This window comes from Nannocystis pusilla, assembly GCF_026626665.1.
In the GTDB taxonomy this organism is placed as follows: Bacteria; Myxococcota_A; Polyangia; order Nannocystales; family Nannocystaceae; genus Nannocystis; species Nannocystis pusilla.
The window spans coordinates 10755053-10776535 of record NZ_JAPNKE010000002.1; the positions used below are offsets into that span (position 1 = coordinate 10755053).

The window sequence follows — 21483 nt, forward strand, 5'->3', positions numbered from 1 at the left end:
GATGGCGTATCGGTCGACAGGCTGCGGCGGACGGCAGGGTTTGAGATGGGTCGGCGACCCGGTCGACGTCGTGACGGGCACGCTCGCCGACGCGGCGGCCGAGTTCACGCTGCCGCTGGGACGCCTCGGAGGCGAGTGGGGCGACGATACGCGCGGCTTCGTGTGGCGGCGGTATTACTCGACGGCGTCGAGGGCCACGGGACCGCTGGGATGGGGCCATACGCACGAGCATGACCGGACGCTCCGCGCGGTGGTGGACGGTTGGCTGTACACGCACCCCGACGGCGAGACGATCCTGTTCCCGTTCGCTAGCGACGGCGCCGGGGTCGAGCGTGAAGGCTTCGTGCTGCGCCCGCTCGCCGGCGGCTTCGCGGTGGAGGCTCCGACCGGGGCGACGATCGATTTTGCGGTGCCGCACGTCGAGGCGGTGGGGCGGCCCAGGAGGATGTCCTTCGGGACATGGTCGATCGCGCTGGAACACGACGCTCGCGGCCGGCTGATTCGAGCGGCCGACGACGCGGACGCCCGCGTCATGACGTTCGACTACGACGGCGGTCGCATCACCGCGATCTGGCTGGCCCGCCACCCGTCCCGGCCGGAAGGGCGTCCCCTGGCGCTGATGCGCTACCGCTACGACGCTGACGGCCAGCTCCTGGCGGCGACCGACCGCTACGGGCACGCGCAGACGTTCGCCTACGACGAGGCGCGTCGCATGGTGACGCGGGTCGATCGCAACGGCTATCGCTTCGAGTACCAATATGACGCGCAGGGGCGCTGTGTCGTCTCGCGCGGGCACGACGGCGGGGGGAGGTGCGGCTCCGCTATCTGCCCGAGGCGCAGGCGACGGAGGTCCGACGGGCCGACGGGGGGCTCTGGCTGTATCGCTACGACGAGACGCTGTCGATCACGGAGATCATCGACCCGTACGGAGGGGCGCGGCGGTTCGAATACGACGAGGCAGGGCGGCTCGTCTGCGAGACGGACGCCGCCGGAAACTCGCGCCGGCCGGTGTACGGCGTGGCTGGACAGATCGCGGGATGGCAGACGGCTGCGGGCGGGCTGCGGCCGGCGAGACAGCCCTTCGGGACCGCTGCCGCATCGGGTGCCGCGGACGCCGTGCGAGCTCGAGCTCGGCGATCTGTCTCAGGAGGTCCTCGATGGCGCGCCGCTGGCCTCGGCCGGCATCGCGCCGGTGTTCGCGGGCGGGGCTTCGATCTTCTCGGCCCTGTTCGACGAGCGCGACGAGCGAGCGGAGGCGTCTTGTCGACGCGACAAGCTGGGGCTGCTGGTGGAAGAGCGAGGGCCGGAGGGCGCGCCGCGAAGGTGGGCTTACACGCCGAACGGGTGGGTCCGCTGGTACGCCGACCACGACGGTGGTCGCTACGAGTTCGAGTTCGCCGGCGGGAACATGCGCGTCGCGGCCAAGGACCCGCTGGGGCGCACGATCCGCTACGAGTACACGGCGACGAATCAAATCGCGGCGGTCGTCGATCCGGCGGGGAATCGCCATCTCTATCGCTATGACCTCCGCGACGCGCTGACCGAGGTGCACCACTGCGAAAAGTTGGTGGAGACCTACAGCCACGACCAGGCCGGCAACCTGGTCGCCAAGCACGACGCGCAAGGGCAAATGCTGGTCGCGTACGAGTACGGCCGCGACGGGCTGAAGTCGCGGCGACGCCTCGCCGATGGCGAGGAGCACCGCTACGAGTACACGCCCGCGGGCCAGTTCGCGCGCATCGAGTGGTCGGATCACGCGCTGGAGTTCGCGTACACGCCGCGGGGCCGACGCCGGCGAGATTGGCGTGACGGTCGTGGGGTGGAGCACCGCTACGTCGGCAGCCGGCTGGCGGAGACGACCGTGTTGGGGCGCTTCACCACGCGCTATCGCCGGCTCGATGTCCGCACGCTCGAGGTCGTCGACCCGCTCGGTAACTCGCATCGCCTGGTCCTCGAGCCGGGCGGGACGGTGATTCGCCACCTCGCCTGTGGCGCGCGAGAGGTCGCGCAGTACGACTCGGAGGGCCGTTGCCTGGGAAAACACCTGTTCCCGGTCCACGGTGACGCGGTGTGGCGGCGCGTGTTCGGTTACTCGGCCGAGGGCGACCTGCTGGCTGTCCGCGACTCGGAGCGGGGTGAGACGCGCTACCAGTACGACGCTGCCCACCAGCTTGCGGCGGTGAGCGGGCCGGACGGGGCCTCGGACGTCTACCGCTACGACGCCGCGGCGAACCTGGTGGAGGCGCCCCACCTGCGCGCGGCGACCGTGGGGTCCGGAAACCTGCTGCTCGCCGCGAACCGCGGGCACATGAGCTACGACCATCGCAACAACGTAGCGACGTGGCAGCGCGACGGGAAGAGCTTGCGGTTCCACCGCGATGCGCTCGACCGGCTGCGGCGGATCGAAGGCCTGGACGCGCCGTGGACCGCCGAGTACGACCCGCTCGGACGGCGTCTTCGCAAGACATTCGGGGCGGATTGGACGGAGTACTTCTGGGACACCGATCGCCTCGCGGCGGAGGTCCGCGCCGACGGGCGCGTGCGGGTGTACGTGTACGTCGACGAGTTCGCGTTGACGCCCTGGCTGATGATCGACTACGATTCGATGGATGCCGAGCGCGGCACGCTCCACTACCTCGTCACCGACCAGCGCGGCGCGCCGGTCGCGGCGCTGGACGCGGAGGGCGGGCGAGCGTGGTCGGCGCGGCTGGCCCCGTACGGGCTCGCCGAGGTCGTCGGGACGCTGGACGTGTCGCTGCGGCTGGCGGGGCAGTTTTGTGATCCGGAGACGGGGCTTCATTACAACCGGTTCCGCTACTACAGCCCAGAGCTCGGGCGGTATCTCGAGGAGGACCCAGCCGGCACGGGCGGCGGGCTCAACCTCTACGCGTACACGTGCTGCCCGCTGGTGCAGTTCGACCCGCGGGGGCTCGAGACCGTTTGCTCGATATGCAAGACCGAGCATCAAGAGGAAGATTGTCCGAAATGTCGAAAACCGACTCCCAGTGAACCGTCAGATAATCTCGCCGCCGACGGCAAGGGACGTTTCCCGCAAGATCCTAATGGACTCTTCCCGAATGGTTACGAGGGCTTGCAGAAAACCGTAAAGGACGACGGTAAGGTAGTTTATGAGTTTTCTGCTGAGGGTAAGACCTACAGGATCGAATTTCATCCCGAGCATGATGGCCCGGATCACTATCCGGGTGATCATTATCATGTTAAAAAACTATCAGATCATCCTCCTCCTGGAAAGACAAAACCTAAATTTTCCGCCTCGCGAACACAGATCCAGACACACCTGCGACCAAGAACGGGACAACCTTCGTTCCTGGTGATCGTTTGCCCACTCTCCCGGGCGTTACCTGGGATTAATCCTTGCCGGACAAGACAATGAATTACGTGATCCATATAGGGGTTCTCGATCGGTCAGGCAGGTTCCATGGTGAACAATGGCGCCGTGCGTTATTTCTGATGGCGCAATTGTCCCATCATGTTCGAGTGTATACTCGCATGAAGAGAGCTGAATTGCGAGCTGCTCTCGATTCAGTGGGCCTAATTCAGATCGAAGAGGAGTCTCGTTTTGATCCGACGCTAGATGTCAACTCGTACCTTCTTAGCGGCGGTGGCGAAGTTTTATGGAACGCAATTCTCATGTGTCGATGGACCCGTCGGGAGGACTTAGTCATGTATATGCGATGCAAGGTGAAGCCTGTGTTGCCTCCCTGGAAGCCGAGGATGGCGAGAACTTCCTGTTGTTTTCAAATGTGACTGAGAAGGATCTTTTATCCGCTGGTGTGATTATCCGGTTTTCTGATTTGCCGGTATTTGTTGAGCATAGCGACGAAATAGACGAATTGGCAGAGGGCAGCCTTGGAAGTCGATTGAATTGTTATGGCCAACTGAGCAATCATGAAGCTTTGCGAGCAGGTTTTGGCAAAACCAAAGACTTAGGGCAGTTCGGTGAGCAGGGCTGCCGTGGTAGGGGCGTCGAGGCGGCTGAGCTGCTCGAGCGCCTGGTCGCGGGCGGCGGGCTGGCCGCGGCGGTGGTGGCTGCGGGCGGCGCCGGCGAGGCAGCGGGCGAGGAGCGGGGGTCCCACTGATCGATGCGCTGGCGCTCGGCGTCGGCGGCGAGGGCGGTGAAGAGGAGGGCGGCGAGGCGAGGGTCGCCGGCGTCGAGGGCGGCCTCCGCGAGGCCCAGGCTGCGCAGGAAGCGGGCCTTGCGGGAGGGCCTGGTCGATGCGGGTCTGGGCTTCGGCGAGGGCGGCTTCGCGGTCGTCGCCGCGCAGGCGGGCGGGGAGCTCGGACCAGAAGGCGGGGTCGACGTCGGCCTCGGCGGCCGGGGTCGTCGCGGCGGGGCGGCTGCGCGGAAGGACATGTTCCGAGAGCCAGCGCTGGGTCTCGGGGTCGGCCAGCGGTCGGCCGTCGCGGTCGCGCAGGCCGGGCAAGCTGGCGAAGCGCAGGAGGAGGCCGCACAGCTCGGCGCGCAGGGCGAGCGCGGCGGAGGCGTAGTCGGGGCCGAGGGCGGTCAGGGCGGCGGCGCTGTGGCGCTGGAGGTCGAGGACCAGCCGATGGGTGCGCAGGAGGTTCTCGCTGCGGTGGAGCAGGTCGAGCCAGCGCTGACGCGCGGCGAGCTCGTCGAGCGCGGCGCGGTCGCGCTCGACGAGGCCGGAGATCGCGGTGTTGCCGTCGGGCCGGGTCGGGGGCGGGCTGGCGAGGCGCAGCCAGATGCCGATCCGGAGCAGACGATAGGCCCGTGGATCGGCAGGCTGGGCCTCGCGCAGGCTGCGGGCGGCGTGGACGAGGGCGTCGTCGGTGGCGTCGAGGAAGCGATCGATCTGGGCGAGGTCGGCAGGGGCAGCGACGCTCGTGGCGGTCTGGACGACGACGGGGGCGATGGGAGGGGCCGTCGTGGTACCCGCATTCGCGGCGGGCGAGAGATTGGCGGGACCTGCGGACGAGCCTGCGGTGGCCGACGCGGGGGCAGCAGGGGCGGTGGGCGAGCTCACCGGTGAGGGAGCGGCGGGCGCCGAGGATGCAGGCCCCGCGGCTGGGTTCGTGGGTGACGCGCTCGCGGCCGGCGGGGTCGCGGCTGGGCTTGCGAGGGGCGAGGAGAACGCGGACGGCGCGGCTGGGCTTGCGGGCGACGAGAGCGGGGATGAGGGGGACCGCGCGGGGCTGGTCGTGTCTGCGGCGGATGTCGAGGCGTCGTCGGCGGGGGTCTCGGGCTCGAGCGGGGCGAGCTGTTGCAGGGCCTCGCGGACCGGTCGTTGCGAGGGGGCGTCGTCGCCCAGTCGTTCGCGCAGCACGGCGCCGAGGCGATCGCAGGCGGCTTCCAGCGCGGCGAACTCACCGGCGGGGAGGGGAGAGCGACGGGCGTGGAGCGCGGTGAGGACCTGGGCGATCAACCATTCGGTGATCAGCCGCCGCGCTCGCGGCTGTCGGGGATGGAGGGCCGCGGGGTGGGCGTCGAACAGCTCGGCGGCGATCGTGAGGCCCAGCGCGAGGCCGGTGAGACCGGCGCGGTGATGGCGGGCGAGGGTGAAGTAGGCGGCGAGGCGCAGGTCCTTGGCGTGACGCTGGAGGAGCTCGCCGCTGCGAGCCTCGATCATCGCCCAGTCGACGGTGGTGGTGGCGATGGCGCTGAGCTTCTGGACCTCGGCGCGGAGCTCGGCGAACGCCTCGTGAGCGACGGGATCGGGGCCGCAGGGCGGGTCGGCGGCGAGCGGGGCGAGCCAGGGCGCTGCCAGGACGCGCAACCCGTCGAGCGGGCCGGGCGGGGCGACGGGGGGAGCAGGCGGGCTGTCCGAAGGGTCATGTGAGGTGCGGCCTTCGACCTGGACGGAACTGTCTGAAGGGGCAGACTGGGAGAGCGCTGCGGGGCCGCGGGCGCCGGCGAGGGAGTGGCTGTCCGAAGGGGCAGGTGGAGCGGACGATCTGTCCGAAGGGACAGGTGATTGGGCTGGGGAGGGCTCGGGGGAGCCGTGCGCGATCGCTTCGTCGCGGAGGACATGCCCCTCGTTCGCCGTGTCCTCGCGGACAGGCTCCTCCGGGAGGCCGGCGCAGAGCGACTCCGCTGCCTGGAGGACCGGGCCGAAGCTCGGGGCGGCGTCGCCGAGGGTGTCCTGGGCGCTGGTACGGAGGGCGCGGACGGCGAGGGGGAGGGCGCGGAGGGCTTCGGCGTGCTCGGGGATGGGCGAGAGCGCGAGCAGGTCGGGGCGCAGGCGGGCGAGGTACCACTCGACGGCGCGCGCGCGGTGCTGCGGACGCGCCGGCGCGAGGCCGGGGGCGTGGAGCAGCCTGGTGAGCGCGAGGAGGCCGAGGTGGACGCCGGGCAGGCCTCGGGTCCGGGCGAGCGCGAGGGCGGTGTACGCGGCGAGGAGGAGGTCCTTGGCGGCGTCGCGGAGGAGCGCCGCGCCGAGGTCGGCGATCCGTCGCCAGTCGGGCTCGCCGCCGACGGGCGCCTCGGGCGGGCGACCTCCTGGCGGATCTGCTGATAGCGCTCGTCGGTGGCGATCGGACGCGGGGCGGTCGGGGGCGCGAGGAGGGCTTCGAGCTCGGCCACGAGCGAGGCTGGCAAGGTGAAGGGGGCGGACATGGGAGTCGATTGGTTGCGGCGATCGCCGGCGGAGCTGTAAGGATTGGACGATCTCTGCGCGAGAGAGGGGCGGAGACGGGAGCGACGATTCGCGGAGGGTCCGCAGTCGGCGGGCGTCGATTCGTTGCGGTGAATTCGTCAGGCGCCGGCGGGGGCTGCCGGGCTGCGCGTATCGCCGACGGGGCGGTCGAGCTTGCCGACCAGCGAGAGGGTGAAGGAGGCGCTGTTGTGGGTCATGTGCGGCTGAAGCTGGAGGCGGCAGCGATACCAGCCGGCCTGGCCCTCGACGGGCTCGACGGCCACGGCGGCCTGGCGCAGCGGACGGCGGGCGCGGACCTCCCACTGGGCGTCGGGTTGGTCGGAGACGTACTGCCGGAGCCACAGCTCGAGCTCCCGCTCGAGGGCGGAGCGGTCGAGCCACTGGCCGATCCGCTCGCGCTGCACGCATTTGAGGTAGTGCGCGAGGCGGGACACGAGGAAGACGTAGGGGAGCTGGGCGCCGAGGTGCTCGTTGATGGTCTGATCGCGGGAGGCGTAGGCGCGCGGCCGCTGGACCGAGGGCGCGGCGAGGATGACTGCGCGGCCGGTCGCGCGCGCGTACACGAGGCCGATGAGGCCCTCGTCGGCGAGGGCCTGGGCGAGCCGCGCGGTCAGCTGGACCTCGAGCGGGCAGCGGTGCCAGATCGACGGGAGCGTGGGATAGTCCCAGCGGAGCAGGTCGGCGTCGGCGGCGGCGCGGGTCCCGAGGATGTGGACGCACCAGCGATGGCGGGCGAACGAGGCGGCGGCGGTGGCGGCGAAGACGTAGGAGGCGCGGCCCCACAGGAAGTGCTCGTGGCGGCTGCACGACTCGCGGTACGGGAGCGCGAGGGTGGGGGTGGCGTCGACGTCGTACGGGGCGCGCAGGAGGACGCGCGGCAGGCAGAGGCCGACGTAGCGGGCGTCCTCGCTGGCGCGGAAGGCCTGCCACAGGCGAAAGCGCGGGCCGGCGAGGGCGGCCCGGAGGTCGCGCAGGCGCGGGAGGCCGGCGAAGTCGCCGAGGCGGAAGAAGTCGGGGTCGCAGTTGGCGACGAACGGGGCGTGGGCCATGGCGGCCACGGCGGCGCACTGGCGCAGGAGGCTGATGTCTGCGGCGCCGGGGCCGAACTCGTAGTCGGCGCAGACGAGGCCGTAGGGGCGACCGCCGAACACGCCGAAGGCCTGGTCGTAGACGAGGTGATAGAGGCCGCTGCGCACGACCTCGGGGGCGGCGTCGAAGTCGTCCACGAGGTCCTGCTTGCTGCAGGCGAGCAGCTCGACGCGGATGTTCTCGGCGAAGCGGACGCGGTCGACGAGGCCGGCGAGGCCGCGCCAGGCCGCTTCTAGGGCCTGGACGCGCGGGTGGTGCAGGATGGCGTCGAGCTGGCGAAACAGCCGCCGCTCGAGCTCGGCGAGCGTGAGGTCGATCTGGGGGGCGTCGAACGGGGCGTCGCGCGCGAGGCCGGCGAGCACGAGGGCGAGGGCGCGGCCGAGCATGGCCCGGCGCGGCGGCGGGAGGTCGGCGCAGAGCTCGGCGAGGATGCTCATGGGATGGCCTCGCAGGGGAATGGGAGGTCCGCGAGGAGCATGGCAACGAGGCTCATGGGGCTCCCGCGCAGGAGAAGGGCACGCCGTCGAACAGGGACTGCGGCGGCGAGCGCAGCGACGGGGTGCGCATCGGCGCGAGGAAGCGGGTGTCGGCGCCGAAGCCGTAGACGAGCGAGCCGCCGAGGACGGCCTGCGGCGTGAAGCCGAGCTCGATGGCGCCGAACTTGCCGAAGTCGAAGGTCGCGGTGAAGGCGTGCCGCGGGGCGGTGCGCCGCGGGTGGCCCCGTTCCAGCAGCTTGAACAGGGCGAAGGCGCCCTGGTTCGGCAAGGTGTCCTGGGCGCCCCCTTTGCCGTAAGCGACCAGGGCGGCCCCGCGCGGGTCCTTCTCGCCCGGCCAACGCACGCTCTGCGGCTTCGGCAGGGCGCAGATGTAGCGGGTCTCGCCGCCGTCGACGGTGAGGATCAGCTGGTTGATGTTGTGATGGCAGGTCATTTGTACGGCGAGGTCGAGGCCGGGCTTGTCCTCGGGGTGAAACAGCAGGCCGAGCTTGTGGGCGTCGTCGAGGAAGCGGACGACGCTCGCGTCGAGCCGCAGGTCGGCGTCGATGCCGAGCGGGCGCGCGTCGACGGAGGTGCCGCTGGTCTCGACGAAGCCGCCGAGGTGGGCGTCGCGGAACTTGGCGATCTCGCCGCTCACGGGGTGAAACAGGCGCGTGACGTCGGCGACGGCGGCCTGGGCCCGGGCCTCGGGGTCGAACGGGTAGCGGCCGAGCAGCATGGTGCGCAGCGGCTGCACGACGGTGGTGCACCAGCTCTGGTTGAGCGAGCCGGCGGCGTCCTTGTCGCCGAGGAGGATCAGGTCGTCGAGCGGCGGCAGCACGAGCTCGCGCAGGTCGTCGCTCCAGCGCCCGTGCTCGCCGCGATCGATCTGGGCGATCAGCTGCTGGCGGATGTCCTTGGCCTGCTGGGTGAGGCCCGGCAGCCGCTCGCTGTTCTTGCGGGCCTGCTGCAGGCCGGTGGCGAGGTCGCGGAGGTGATCGTGGTAGGTGTCGAGCGGCCGCGGGCCGCCGTCGTCGGTCTTGCGCGAGCCGCGAGACGGCGCCGCGGCGACGCCGTAGCCGACGAAGCGCGCGAAGCTGTCGCCGATGTCGCGGGCGTCGCGCTGGCCGACGACGGCCGAGGTCTGCGGCCGCGCGTCCCGGGCGTTGCGCTCGACGTAGAGCGCGAGCGCGCTGATGCCGAGGCCGGGCGCGGGACAGGTCAGCGGGTCGAGGTGCTGGGTGTGCGCGTCGACCGAGGCGAACACGTGGCGCAGCGGGGTGTTGTCGCTGAGGCCGCGCAGCACCTGCTCGAGCTTGTCGAGGTCGGCGGAGTGGTCGATCGCCACCGCGCGGACGGCGGCCCGCCAGGCGTCGATGTAGCGATCGACGTAGCGGTCGCGCAGCTTGAAGCAGTACTCCTGATGATCGATCGGCGCCCGCTGGTTGCGCAGGAACCAGTGGCCGTCGTCCTCGCGGTAGGCGGCGCCGCGGATGGCGTGGCCGAGCTCGTCCCAGCCGGCGCGCGTGAACGCAGGCACGACCGGCGCGCCGGCGCGGACGTGGGTGCCGACGAGGTCGATGCGGCCCTGCGCCGGGTTGCGATTGACTTGCTCGAGGAGGCGGTCGAGGACGCGATCCTCGGGCGGAAGCTGGGCGAGGATCTGGCTGGTGCGGGTGACGAGCTTGTCGTCGAAGGCGAGGGCGATGGCGCCGCCGCTGGCGGTGCAGGGCTCGTCGCCGGGGTCGACGCCGGCGAACCGGTCGCGGACCCACTCGGCGTGGGCCTGCAGGACCCGCGCGAGGGTGGCGTCGTCGGCGGGCTCGTCGCGCGACCACTGGGCGCGGACCTGGTCGGAGAGCCAGGTGAACTCGTCGCCGGACCAGGTGCGGTGCTCGGGGGTGCTGGCGGCCAGCAAGGTGTAGAAGCGCAGGTGGTCGAGGATCTCGCGCTGCTGCGCCTTGCCGGGGACGCTGTGGCCGGCGTGCTGGGCGACGAACTTGTGCAACACCTGCTCGCTGCGGGCGGCGAGCGGGCGCAGGACGCCGCGGCAGACCGCGCGGGTGAACACCGCGGCGACCGGCTCGGCGAGCAGGTCGCCGCGGAAAAGGCCCCAGTCGCGGCGCCACGGCGGCGGGCTGCGCCAGGCCTCGACGACCTGGCGCAGCCGATCGAGCGCGGGGGCGGCGGTCAGCTTGCGCGGGTGCGTCGGCAGGACCTCGCGGGCGGCGTCCCAGGTGGCCTGCATGTGCTCGTGATGGGCGTGCACCGAGTCGGTGACGGCCACCGCGCCGTAGACCGCGAAGCCGGCCGCGGCCGCGCCGGTGACGGCCTGGATGCTGGCGCGGCGCCAGCGGAACGGCCGCAGGCGGGTGGCGAGGCGACTGTCGCGCAGGAGGTCGGTGGCGAACAGGCCGCGCACGAAGGCAGGGGCCGGACCGGCGGGGCTGGCGTCGTGGGCGAGGGAACCACCTGTCCGTTGGGCCAGGCGCTCGAGCCAGGCGTTCGCGGGCGGCCCCGCGGTCGGCGCGAGGAAGTAGACGCCGCGCGGGCGCAGCGACTCGCCGCCCGGGAGCGGCTGGGCGGCCAAAAAGCCGGCGCAGCCGACCGCGCGGGCGGCGAGCTCGTCGCATTGCTGCCAGAAGCCGTAGAGGTGGGCCTGTTGCCGGTGGTGCTGCGATTGGTCGGGCCGCGGCCGCGCCACCAGGGCGTGGCAGCGTTGACGGATCCACGCCAGCGGCTCGGCGAGGCGGGCCTGGAGCGCCTGGGCGACGGCCTGCGGACTGTCGCAGGCGGGGAGGGTGACGCCGAGGGGCCGGTCGACGTCGGGGAGGCCGTCGCAGAACTCGGCGAAGCCCGCGAGCCGATCGAGGTGCGTGCAGGCGAGGACGACCGGCGGGCGCACCGACAGCTCGCCGGCGATCCGGACGATCTGCGCGCGCGTGCGGGCCAGCAGCGCCTCGGGCTGCTGGTCGAGGAGGTCGAGGCGGACGACGACGAGGATCCCGGCGACGGGCTGACGCGGGCGCTTGCCGCCGATCTTGCGCAGGAGCGCGAGGAAGGCCGGCTGGTCGGTGAATTCGTCGGGGAGCTCGACGAACGCGAGGCCGCCGGCGCCGTAGAATCGCGGCTGGCCGGCGACTTCGTCGGCGGCGGGCGGGGCCGACTCGCGCGCGCCGGGGACCGCGCGCACGAGGGTGGACTTGCCGTGGCCCTCGGGGCCGACGACGAGCCACCACGGGGCGCCGCCTCGCTCGCGGTACCACCCGCGCGGCCACGGCTGGGCGTGGCGCAGGTCGCGGAAGAAGCCGCGGAGGCGGCGGTGCAGGGCGCGGAGGCGGGCCCGCTCGGCGGCGCGGCGGTGACGGACGGCGTCGTCCGGGAGGGCGTGGTACGCCGACGCAGCGGCAAGTTGCTGAGCGCGAGGACGAGGGCGCTGACGGCGAGGATGCCGGCGCCGATGGCCACCGCGAGCTTCAAGTAATAGTCGTCGACCGCGAGCAGGCGGAGGATGCCGACGACCACTCCGGTGATGACGGCGAGCTGCGCGGCGAGCGTGAGGATTGGCGCGTCATGTCTGGGCCGGGTCCGGGGCGAGGAGGTCGTCGAGGTGCCGCCGCAGCTCGGCGGCGTTGCGGGCGACCTCGACGCGGTGGGTGTAGAGCAGGGCGCCGGCGAACAGCAGGGTGAAGCCGGCGACCCACAAGAGGAGCCGACCGGACCGCGGCGAGGCCGGCCACGGCGCCGGCGCGATCGCGGGCGGGCCGTCGGGAATGGCCAGAGTCGGCCGCAGCTTGGCGAACAGCCGCGCGCGGATCGCCTCGTAGCCGTCGAGGTCGTACGACTCGTACATGCCGCGCACGCCGAGCGCGACGCACAGCGCGAACACCTCGAGCACCGCGTGCTCGACCGGCGAGGGGCTGTGCTTGTCGATGATCGCCTTGAGCTCGTCGAAGAAGCGGTTGCCGAGGTCGGTGCGGTTGTTGAAGTACTTCTGCTGCAGCAGCGGCATCTCGCCGGCGGGCGGCGGCGCCGAATAGTCGCAGTGCGATCCGGGGCGCTGCGAGAACTCGTCGGCGGCGGTGACGAGGGCGACGCGGGCGCGCAGGACGTGCTCGGCGGTGAAGCCGAGCGCGCGCCGGCTCGTCGAGCCGGAGCTTGCCGAGCGCCCCGTCGATCTCGCGCCGGAGGAGGTGCGGGTCGACGCCGCCGGCCTCGGCGGCCCGCTGCAGCAGGACGATGTTGGACAGGGCCGGGGCGATCTGGCGCCGCAGCCACGCGCTCGCGTCGGACACGGGTCAGCCCTCCTTGCGGGGGATGCCGAACAGGCGCAGGCTGGCGCGCTGCGGGTCGTAGGGCGGACGGATGTAGATGGCGATCCGGCGCTCGGCGAGGAGCTCGTGCCACAGCGGATCGTTGAGGTCGAGGAGGAAGTAGGCCTGCCGCGGCTGGGTCGGGATCTCGGGCGGCGGGCGCAAGGTGGCGCGCAGCGGGACGCCCAGGGCGCTGACCTCGACGATCTTCCGGATCCGCCGCCATGACGCGATCTTGGCGACTTCGGGGATCTCTTTGTTGGCGACGACGAGGTCGCTGTCGACGGTGACGACGAGGACGAAGGTGGTGCAGTGAATGAGGCGCTCGTCGGTGAACTCGCCGACCCACGAGGTGCCCTGATTGACGCGCAGCGGCAGCTCGATGCACACCGGGTCGAACTCCTTGCCGAGCAGGCGCCGCACCTCGGCGAACAGCGGGACGAAGGTGCCGCGCAGGTCGTCGATCTGGTAGGAGGGGAACTCGGTGGGGTCGCCCTCGGCGGCGACTGTCATGAGGCTGCCGCCGAGCTGGACGAGGGCCTGGTAGACGGCGAGCGGGTGCGTGGCCGGAGTGTCGCCGCAGTGCTTGAGCCAGGGCAGGGCGAGGTCGAGGGCGTGGAGGAAGAGGGTCTTGTCGAGCTCGCGCTGGGTGAAGTCGAACTTGGCGCCGTCGCGGGCGCGCCGCTCCTCGGCCAGGGCCCGGCGCTTGGTGACGGCGCGGGTGATGATGTCGTGCAGGTCGTCGGTGAGCGCGGGCGCGGCCCGCAGGGCGAGGCTCGGGGGGATGAAATCGTCGGACAGGCGGAAGCCGCCGGCGTCGTCGCGCACGAGCTCGGCGATCGGCAGGGCCGTGAAGTCGTTGCGCGGCTCGCCCTCGAACAGGAACACCGGCGCAGGTTCGCTGACCTGCACGTCGTGCTCCTTGCGCGCGTGGGTGAGGTCGAAGACGCGGCGGGTGGCGCCGCGGTAGCGGTGCACCGCGCTGGCGTCGCCGGTGAGCGCGTAGTTGGCGACGCCCTCGCGCAACAGCGGGAGCGCCAGATACACGCGCAGGGCCTCGGTGCGGGCGGTGAAGTGCGGAGCGATCGGGCGGCTCGGCGGGCGCTGCGAGCTGCCGGCGTCGATCGTGAGCGGGGTGCCGTCGGGCAGGACGCCGCGGAAGCCGAGCAATTGCAGGGTGCCGGCCTTGAGCGCGGCGACGTCGAACTGAATCACGACGGCGCCCCAGGGCGCGTGGTGCAGCGCCTGCAGGCGGGCGTCGACGTATTGCTCGTGGTAGAGGTCCTGCTGCTGCATGTGCTGCGGACACATCAGCATGCCTTCACTCCACAGCGGGCGGGTGGCATGGGCGAGGGTCATGGCGTACTCCTGAAGGCTGGCGAGAGCGGCGGCTTGCGGAGAGAGGGGCTGGCGGGCGCGCGCGGGGGCGCTGGCGCCGAGGGGGCGGAGGGGAGGGCGGGAGCGCTGGGCGCGGTCGGCGTCGACGGGACCTGCGGGACCGTCGGCACCGAAGGGATGCTCGGCAGCGAGGGCTTGCGGCGCTGCTTTCGCGGCTTCGACTGCACGCGGGCCACCGGCGCGCAGGTGGTCTCGAAGGCCTGGACGTCGAAGCCGGCCGGCGGGAAGCGACCGCCGTTGATTTCATACTCGTCGAAGGCGAGGTAGATGCACGGATCGCCGATCGGCTTGCCGCGCGCGGCGGCGTCGCAGGCCTGCTCGGAATGACCGGACGGGACGGCGAAGACCTGATACCAGGCGTCGCCGAGCGGCTCGCGGAACAGGCCGACGGTGACGACGTGGGTGGTGCTCGGGTCGAGCTCGAGCGTCCAGCGCTCGCGGCCGCCGGGGAAAATCTCCCGCTCGTACGACTTCACCAGCGCCTCGCCGAACGCCTGATCGTGGCGCTCGAGCACCACGGCGAAGTCGAGGGCGTCGAGGCCGTTGCCCGACTTGAGCTCGTAGATCCGCAGGTTCGCGGCGCACGGCCGGCCGTCCTCGCACGGGTTCAGGTCCGGCCCCGCCGCGGCGAGCAGCTGGATCGGCAGCGGGCCCTCCTGCGCGCTGCAGGTGTGACGGGGCTTGCACGCGAGGAGCGCGAGCGGGACAAGGAGTAGCGGTCTCATCGGATCACCTGCGGCTCGACGGTGGTTGGTTCGACGGCCGAGAGCTCGGGCTTCCACGCGAACAGCTCGGCGAGGCCGCCGCGCGGGCGGACCTCGGCGATCGTGTCGACATACAGGCGATCGCCGGCGGCGAGCCGCACGCCGACGAGCACGTCGAAGCAGGCGGCGACGGCCTGGCGCGCGCCCGGCAGATCGAGCGCGCCGTGGAACGCGACGAGCATGGCGGCCAGGCGCTGCAGCGCGCCGTCGCCCGAGCTCGCGCGGGTGCTGGCCAGGGTGCCGCCGCCCTGGTGCCGGGCGAGCGCGAGCAGCTCGGCGAGGTCGCCGGCGGCCAGCTCCTCGACGATCAGCCAGTCGGGGACGAGGCGCCGCGCGCACGACCAGGCGGCGGGGTCGTGGCCGTCGAGGATGATGACATGGCTCTTGGGCCAGGTGGTTCGCCGGCGCAGGACGGCCGCGCCGGACGCGGGGGGCAGCTCCCCGCGAGCCCGGCGAGGAGGCGGGACGGATCGGCCGCGGGCCCGCCGTGGACGAGGATGTTGAGATCGCGGCGCAATGCGAGGCGCAGCATTTCGGCGGCTGCGCCGGGCAGGGTGCGCGCGGCGACCAAATCTTCGAGGCCCAGCGGCGCCGCGGCGCGGGTCCGCGAGATCGTCACGAGGGGGCCCGAGAGCGCGATGGCGGGACCCCACGCGTGGACCTCGAGGCCCGGCTCCACCGCGACGGCGAACGAATCGTCGAGGTGGCGGCCGGTCCAGCGCTCGAGCGCCGCGAGCAGAGCCTGGGCGCAGGAGAAGCGGCTGGTGCAGGCCTCGCGGTGGTTGCCGCGATGGACGTCGATGCCGTCCGCGCCGCGCACGACGATCCGCGTGACCGCCGGGTCGTCGAGCAGCGGCCCGAGCGGGCCGAGGCCGCACAGCTCGCGGGCCAGCCACTCGGGCCATAGACCTGCGGGCAGGGCCAGGCCCTGGACGGCCTGGCGCGCGTGCTCGGTGACGCGAGGAATGTCGGCAGCGCTCAATCGCGGCGGGCGATCGCCGGCGGTCGCGCCGAACTGCGCGGCGAGCTGGCCATAGACCTGTGAGAGGCGGTCTCCGCGGACTGCGGCCGTGCCTACCGGCTCGGCCTGGGGGACGACTTGACGGCCGTCACCGCGGTTCACGGGCTCGGCTGGCGGGTCCCATGGGTGGTCGCCTCCGCGGCCCCCGAGGTCGACCGGATCTGCTCGCGGGACGAGTTCGCGGTGGGCCAGCGCGAGGTCGTCACCGCGGCCCACGGCGGCGCCGCTCGCCGCGAGCTGCGGTCCGGGGGCAGGCACGAATCGGGGCGCCGCAGGCGAGGCTTCGGGGCGCGGGGCGGGTAGGTCCGGCGGCGAGGCGGTGTCGAGGCTCGGCAGCTCGTCGTCGCCGGGGACGAGCGCGAGGGTCGAGGCCGGCGGTGAGGCGACCGCCGGGCGTCGCGCCTCCGGCGGCGGCGCATCGGCCCCGCCGAGCTCCCACCGCAGCGTGTAGCCGTCGATCTCGATCTGGTCCCCCGGCGCGAGCGCCCGCGGGGCCGTGATCGGCTCGCCGTTGACGAACGTGCCATTGGTCGAATGATCGACCACGGTGAGGCCGGCCTCGGCGACCAGGATGTGGGCGTGCTTGGTGGACACTCTCGGCGCGTTGAGGACGATGTCGTTGACGCCGTCCTTGACCTCGCGCGCGCGGCCGATCCGGATCAGCGGCTGCGAGAACGGCATCACGGAGGCGACCTCCCCGCGGTGGAGCACGACGATCGTGACTTGAGGGTGCATGACATCGACCTGGCCTGAGCGACCAATCCTTATGGACCTGTCCGTTCGGACATATGATTAAAGCCTGTTGACTTGCGATGGCCGCGGCGTTACTCAGCGCGCGTGGACATGGAACGTATGAGGAGTCGTGGGCGCGCGCCGGGCCTTCGCCCGGTGCTGATCGCCTGTTGCTGTTGGATGATGGCCTCCGGCTTCGGCTGCGCGCGGCGCATCGACCTCACCCCGCAGGAGTTCGAGCGCTGGCACCGCGAGGACCCGGACTTGAACGACCTGCGGGTGTATCCGAGCCGGCGGCTGCTGTCGTTCTATCCCCAGCTCGGAGACGACGTGACCCGCGACGTCAAGGACCGCAAGGTGATCGAGCGCGGCGAGAAGCAGCGGCACCGCCGCCTCGTCACGCGCTCGACGTCGGGCAAGATCGTCGCCATCGACGAACTCAACGGGATGCCGCGGTTCTGGGTGACGTTCTACGCCGATTGCGCGGCGCCGGAGTGCGCGTACGGGTTCGTGCAGACCGAGCTGCACCGCTATTCGCTGGTGTCGGTGCCGCAGCTCGAGGGCTTCCAGCCGCCGATCTCCTACCGGCGCAACCGCCTGAAGCGCAACAAGATCCGGCTGCTGCGGCAGCGGTCGCTGGCCGAGACGAACGAGGTCCTGGCGGCGCCGCGCTCGGGCAAGGCGCTGCCCATCGACCTGCAGCTGCGCAAGGACTCGTGGCGGCCGACCCGGACGACCTGGGAGAAGGCCCCCGGCGTGTGACGAATCGGCGAGAGAGGGCGCTGCGCCGTCATGGCGTTCGCGCCTTTCCCCACGCGCTGCGCGAGGTCGAGAAGCGGCCGTCCTCCCACGCGAGCTCTCGCTCGTAACGCATGAGCTCGTGCTCGTCGCAGGTGTTCGCGCCGGCGGCGGGATCGCAGTCGCGGACCCGGACCGACTCGGCGATCGTGATGCCGGTGGCCTTGAATCGCAGGCTGCGCTGGACCTCGCTGCGGCGGATCCACCCGTCCTTCTGCGGGACCGCGGATTCTTCGTAGGTGGCGATCCGCGCCGGACCGGCCGGTTCTCCGTCCTCCAGCAGGTCCGACTGGACGAACCGCTGCTCGACGAGGGGCAGCAGATAGACCTCGCGCCGGCACCGCGGACGAGCCCCGGGCTTGTCGGGGGTCGGACAGACCTCGGCGTCGGCGACCAGCACCTGGCCGTCGTCGAGGGGCTCCAGGCGCAGGCGCGGGCGGCGATAGGGGCCCACAGGGTGCCGATCCCGCGGATGTCGATGCCCCGCGCGGTCCAGCGGACGAGGGCGACCGGACCCCGGGCGGTCCCGTCGGCGTAGAACGCGACGCGACCCCAGACGAGCAGCGCGCCGTCGGGACCTTCCCCGAAGGACAGGTCGGCCTCGGTGAGCGGGCGTGCCGGCAAGGGCTCGGCGCGCGACCGCGGGTCGCGCTCGGCCGCGGCGGCGTCGGGCCAGACGACGGCGATCTGCTTGCCGCTGCACTCGCGGGCGTCGTCGGCCGCGACGAGCTGCGGCCGCTGAATGTTGGGCACCAGCAGCGAGAACCAGGTGGCGAACGGCAACATCCGCGTGTCGGCCTCGTCGGCGCGGCCGGAGCCGACCTCGGTCGAGGGCACACCGGCAGCGGGCCGGTCGCCGGCTTGCACGCGACGAGCCCGAGGACAAACATCCAACATTGCCTCATGGTCGGTCCTCCGGCTCGCCCGCGTGGAACGGGATGCCGACGCGGGCCAGCGCTCGCGTGTAGGCGCGCGCGAACGCGGTGCGAAAGCCCGGGGTGAGGTGATCGTAGGTGTCACCGCACAGCGAGGCGAAGCATGCCTCGTAATGCCGCCACAGCGCCGCGGTGCGCGTGGGCCAGGAGGCGGACACGGTGCGCTCCATCTCGCTGGGGGAGAGGGTGAAGACGACCTCGCGCGCGCCGCTCAGGGCGGCCTGCGCATAACATTGCAGGTGATCGACCAGGCCGGCGAAGCTGCGCACCAGCTCGCTGCGCGCCTCGCCGGCGTCGCGCCAGTCGAGCAGGTAGCGCAGCCACTCCTCGCGGGTGTCGAGCCCCGCGAGCGGATCGGGGAGCGCCTCCCAGCGCACGCCCAGGTCGGTGGATTGGCGCGCCCGGACGCGGTGGAGCTCGAGGGTGCAAGCGGCGAACACCCGCAGCACGTCGACCACGCGCGCGAGGAAGCGGCGGATCTCCGGCTCCCCCGCGGGCACCTGCAAGCCGGGCAGCAGCTCGGTCGCCGCGCGCGCCACGGCCCCGAGCTCGCCGAGGCCGCCGAGCGCCTCGTCGTCGCGGGCGATGCTCGGGCGGTCGGCGGCCGGGAACTCGCGGAAGACGATGCGCACGTCGTCGGCCTCGTGGTCGAAGGCGCCGCGCAACTCGAGGAGCGTGCGCATGCAAGCGTCCTCCCAGGCGCGCCGGGCGACCTCGAATTGCTTGTGGAGAGGCCGGAGCGCGGCGACCGTGTCCTGCAGGCGGACCCGCCGGCCGGCGTGTCGATGAGCGTCGGAGGGCAGCTCCGGCAGGTCGGGCGCGTCCGCGGCGGGGCCGCGCTTGAAGGCGGATTCGACGGCGAGCGCCGGCAAGTCGGGAAGCTCGGCGTCCCTGCTCGCGGCAGTGACGGGCGGGGGAGCGGCGCGCCCGGCCGCGGTGTCGACCGCTTCGATCTGGAGCTCGAGGGTGCTCAGCGTGGCGATCAGCCGGCCGGCGATCGGCATCGCGGCCCCGGCATCCAGCCGCGCGGCGGCGACGGTGAAGCCGTTGTGGAGGGCGAGCGCGTGGAGAAATAGCCGCCCGCCGGGTCCTGCCGGACCTCGGCGTGCCAGCGCGATACGAAGGGATAGTCGAGCCGAACGTCGTTGTCCTCGTGGCGGCCGATCCGCACGGGAAATCGGTCGAATCGCCGGTTGAAGACGACGTTGCGCGTCTGATGGTCGACCACGGTGAACGATAGAACACCCATAGATACTGAGGGATACAGGCCTCAGAGCCGTATCGTACCAAAGCCGGGAGGCGAGGGATTAAGAATCTTTTGCGAGGTGGATTACAGAGTAAACGGTGACGTGGGATGGGCGTGAAGTCTGTGAAGTAAACAGCATTCATGACGAATGCGGTGACATCGGCGATTCGGGCGTTCCTTCTTGACGAGGGGCTGGCGGCGTGGTTTGGTTCCTCGACTGATTCGATGTCGGTAATTGACATGATCTCGGGTCCCCTCTCGGCGTTGCTGTCCAGCGACCCGGTATTCAGCCTGCGCGTCGCCGGGCTCCCGTTGCGGGTGGCGCGCTTCTCGGGCACGAGGCCGTGTCGAGCCTGTTCGAGTTCCGCGCCGAGGTCGCCGGGCCCGAGCTCGATCCGGAGACGCTCGTCGGGCAGCCGGCGACGCTGACCATCAAGGGCGCCGAGGCGCCCCGCCTGGTCCACGGGCTGGTGTCGGAGGCCGAGTACGTCGGCGAGACGCGTCACCTGCAGCTCTACGAGCTGACGATCGTTCCGTGGGCGCACCGTCTGCTTCACCGCAGCAGCTGCCGGCTGTTCCAGGACAAGACGACCGAGCAGATCGTCACCGAGGTGCTGACGACGGCGGGCCTCGACAAGAAGTGGTTTCGCTTCTCGCTGGTCGAATCGTACGCCCCGCGCAACTATTGCGTACAGTACCGGGAGACCGACCTGGCGTTCGTGACCCGTCTATTGGAAGAGGACGGGATCTTCTACTTCTTCGAGCACGAGGAGGACGCGCACGTGTGGGTGATGGCCGACCACGCGAAGGCCCACACGCCGATCGTCGGTAACCCGGCGGTGTGGTTCAACCCGCCGATGGGCAGCTTCGTGCAAGACCGCGAGCACGTGCGCAGCTTCCGGTTCGGCGGCCGCGTGCGCCCGGGCAAGGTGTCGCTGCGCGACGTGAACCTTCACAAGCCCGATCAGAAGATGGAGGTCAGCGAGGCGGCGAAGGCCGACGCGGACCTCGAGGTGTACGACTTCCGGGGGAATACCAGGACCCGGGTCGCGGGGAGCCGCATCAGGGGCAGCGGATGGCGAAGATCCGGCTCGAGGCGCTGCAAGCGCTGCGCAAGCTCGGCAGCGGGGACAGCGACTGCCCTCGGCTGACGCCGGGGTTCATGATGCAGCTGGTGGGGCACTCGCGGCCGGAGCTGAACACGCAGTACCGCGTGATGCAGGTGAGCCACGCGGGCAGCCAGCCGCAGGTGCTCGACCAGGACGCGTCGGGCGAGAGCTCGTATCACAACACGTTCACGGTGACGGAGCTCAAGGTGCCGTATCGGCCGGCCCGCGTGACGCCGCGGCCGGTGATGCGCGGGCTGCAGACGGCGACGGTGGTGGGGCCGAAGGGCGAGGACGTGCATGTCGACGAGCACGGGCGCGTGCGCGTGCAGTTCCACTGGGACCGCGAGGGCGGACACGACGAGTCGAGCACGTGCTGGGTCCGCGTGGCCCAGCTATGGGCAGGGAACGGCTGGGGCTCGATGTTCATTCCGCGCATCGGGCACGAGGTGCTGGTCGACTTCATCGAGGGCGACCCGGACCGGCCGATCGTGACCGGGCGCATCTACCACGGGATGAACGCGCTGCCGTACCCGCTGCCGAAAGAGAAGACGAAGACGACGCTGAAGTCGGACAGCTCGATCGGCGGTGGGGGTTTTAATGAGTTTCGGTTCGAGGACAAGAAGGGCGAGGAGGAGGTGTTCCTCCACGCGCAGAAGGACTGGAACACGACAATTCTAAATAATCTGACGGAGAACGTCGGGTCGGACCGGACGTCGTCGATCGGTTCGAACGAGTCGATCTCGGTGGGCGGGAGCCGGTCGTCGACGATCACTGCGTCCGAGACGGTGACGGTCGGGGCCGGCCGCACGGTCAACGTCGGCACGAGCGACATGACGACGGTCGGGGCCGAGTACAGCGTGACGATCTCTCAGCCGCCGGCCGCGGAGCCCATCATGAGCGTGGAGCCGAACATGAGCGAGATGCCGCCGCCCGGGCCGACGAGCATCACGATGAGCGACAAGAACTA

Annotated in this window: 15 protein-coding genes and 2 pseudogenes; 5 read left to right on the forward strand and 12 right to left on the reverse strand. The window is 71.5% G+C overall.

Features of this window, described 5'->3' with window-relative positions; genetic code table 11:
- Position 1 precedes the first annotated feature (1 nt).
- Positions 2 to 3394, forward strand: a complete 3393-nt coding sequence (locus OV079_RS47520; RefSeq protein ID WP_267776728.1) for an RHS repeat domain-containing protein — start codon at positions 2 to 4, stop codon at positions 3392 to 3394.
- 553 nt (positions 3395 to 3947) lie between these two features.
- Here the strand turns inward: OV079_RS47520 and tssA are convergent.
- From tssA to OV079_RS47540, 4 genes and pseudogenes are all read right to left on the reverse strand, one after another.
- A complete protein-coding gene (tssA, locus tag OV079_RS47525; RefSeq protein WP_267776730.1) occupies positions 3948 to 5756 on the reverse strand; it encodes a type VI secretion system protein TssA in 1809 nt (602 codons plus the stop codon).
- Between the two features lie 591 nt (positions 5757 to 6347).
- Positions 6348 to 6737: pseudogene (locus tag OV079_RS59800) on the reverse strand (hypothetical protein); the annotation flags it as partial.
- Complete coding sequence (tssC, locus tag OV079_RS47535; RefSeq protein ID WP_267776732.1) at positions 6734 to 8161, reverse strand: type VI secretion system contractile sheath large subunit; 1428 nt, start codon at positions 8159 to 8161, stop codon at positions 6734 to 6736. The gene tssC and the pseudogene OV079_RS59800, both read right to left, overlap by 4 nt.
- 52 nt (positions 8162 to 8213) lie before the next feature.
- The gene (locus OV079_RS47540) at positions 8214 to 11393 is read right to left on the reverse strand and encodes an ImcF-related family protein (protein ID WP_267776733.1); all 3180 of its coding nucleotides are present in this window, start codon (positions 11391 to 11393) and stop codon (positions 8214 to 8216) included.
- 15 nt (positions 11394 to 11408) lie between these two features.
- Between OV079_RS47540 and OV079_RS47545 the strand changes: the two genes are divergently transcribed.
- Positions 11409 to 11684: a hypothetical protein gene (locus OV079_RS47545; RefSeq protein ID WP_267776735.1), complete on the forward strand. Its 276-nt coding sequence runs from the start codon at positions 11409 to 11411 to the stop codon at positions 11682 to 11684.
- 87 nt (positions 11685 to 11771) lie between these two features.
- On the opposite strand, the gene OV079_RS47550 is transcribed toward OV079_RS47545, so the two are convergent.
- From OV079_RS47550 to OV079_RS47570, 5 genes are all read right to left on the reverse strand, one after another.
- On the reverse strand, positions 11772 to 12614 hold the full coding sequence (locus OV079_RS47550; RefSeq protein WP_267778810.1) for a DotU family type IV/VI secretion system protein: 843 nt from the start codon (positions 12612 to 12614) through the stop codon (positions 11772 to 11774).
- A complete protein-coding gene (tssK, locus tag OV079_RS47555) occupies positions 12499 to 13872 on the reverse strand; it encodes a type VI secretion system baseplate subunit TssK (RefSeq protein ID WP_267776736.1) in 1374 nt (457 codons plus the stop codon). Before tssK ends, OV079_RS47550 begins: the two co-directional genes overlap by 116 nt.
- Positions 13869 to 14636: a type VI secretion system lipoprotein TssJ gene (gene tssJ / locus OV079_RS47560; RefSeq protein WP_267776737.1), complete on the reverse strand. Its 768-nt coding sequence runs from the start codon at positions 14634 to 14636 to the stop codon at positions 13869 to 13871. Before tssJ ends, tssK begins: the two co-directional genes overlap by 4 nt.
- Positions 14633 to 14857, reverse strand: coding sequence for a hypothetical protein (locus OV079_RS47565; protein WP_267776738.1), 225 nt, complete (start codon positions 14855 to 14857; stop codon positions 14633 to 14635). The genes tssJ and OV079_RS47565 overlap by 4 nt, the downstream gene beginning before the upstream one ends.
- 125 nt (positions 14858 to 14982) lie before the next feature.
- Entirely contained in the window at positions 14983 to 16431 is a 1449-nt protein-coding gene (locus OV079_RS47570; protein ID WP_267776741.1) for an FHA domain-containing protein, read from the reverse strand.
- Positions 16432 to 16584: 153 nt separating this feature from the next.
- Here OV079_RS47570 and OV079_RS47575 point away from each other — a divergent pair, with 153 nt between their 5' ends.
- A complete protein-coding gene (locus OV079_RS47575; protein ID WP_267776743.1) occupies positions 16585 to 17190 on the forward strand; it encodes a hypothetical protein in 606 nt (201 codons plus the stop codon).
- Positions 17191 to 17218: 28 nt separating this feature from the next.
- On the opposite strand, the gene OV079_RS47580 is transcribed toward OV079_RS47575, so the two are convergent.
- Positions 17219 to 17680: a hypothetical protein gene (locus tag OV079_RS47580; RefSeq protein ID WP_267776746.1), complete on the reverse strand. Its 462-nt coding sequence runs from the start codon at positions 17678 to 17680 to the stop codon at positions 17219 to 17221.
- A 150-nt stretch (positions 17681 to 17830) separates the two neighbouring features.
- Between OV079_RS47580 and OV079_RS47585 the strand changes: the two genes are divergently transcribed.
- Positions 17831 to 17968 carry a hypothetical protein gene (locus OV079_RS47585; protein ID WP_267776748.1) on the forward strand — a complete coding sequence of 46 codons (138 nt, stop codon included), beginning with the start codon at positions 17831 to 17833 and terminating at the stop codon, positions 17966 to 17968.
- Between the two features lie 159 nt (positions 17969 to 18127).
- Here the strand turns inward: OV079_RS47585 and OV079_RS47590 are convergent, their stop codons facing one another.
- Positions 18128 to 19165, reverse strand: coding sequence for a type VI secretion system-associated FHA domain protein (locus OV079_RS47590; RefSeq protein ID WP_267776750.1), 1038 nt, complete (start codon positions 19163 to 19165; stop codon positions 18128 to 18130).
- Positions 19144 to 19410 (reverse strand): FHA domain-containing protein, encoded by a 267-nt coding sequence (locus OV079_RS47595; RefSeq protein ID WP_267776753.1) that lies wholly within the window; start codon positions 19408 to 19410, stop codon positions 19144 to 19146. Before OV079_RS47595 ends, OV079_RS47590 begins: the two co-directional genes overlap by 22 nt.
- A gap of 281 nt (positions 19411 to 19691) precedes the next feature.
- On the opposite strand from OV079_RS47595, the pseudogene OV079_RS47600 reads away from it, so the two are divergent.
- Positions 19692 to 21325 (forward strand): annotated as a pseudogene (locus OV079_RS47600) (type VI secretion system Vgr family protein); the annotation flags it as partial.
- Positions 21326 to 21483: the final 158 nt, after the last annotated feature.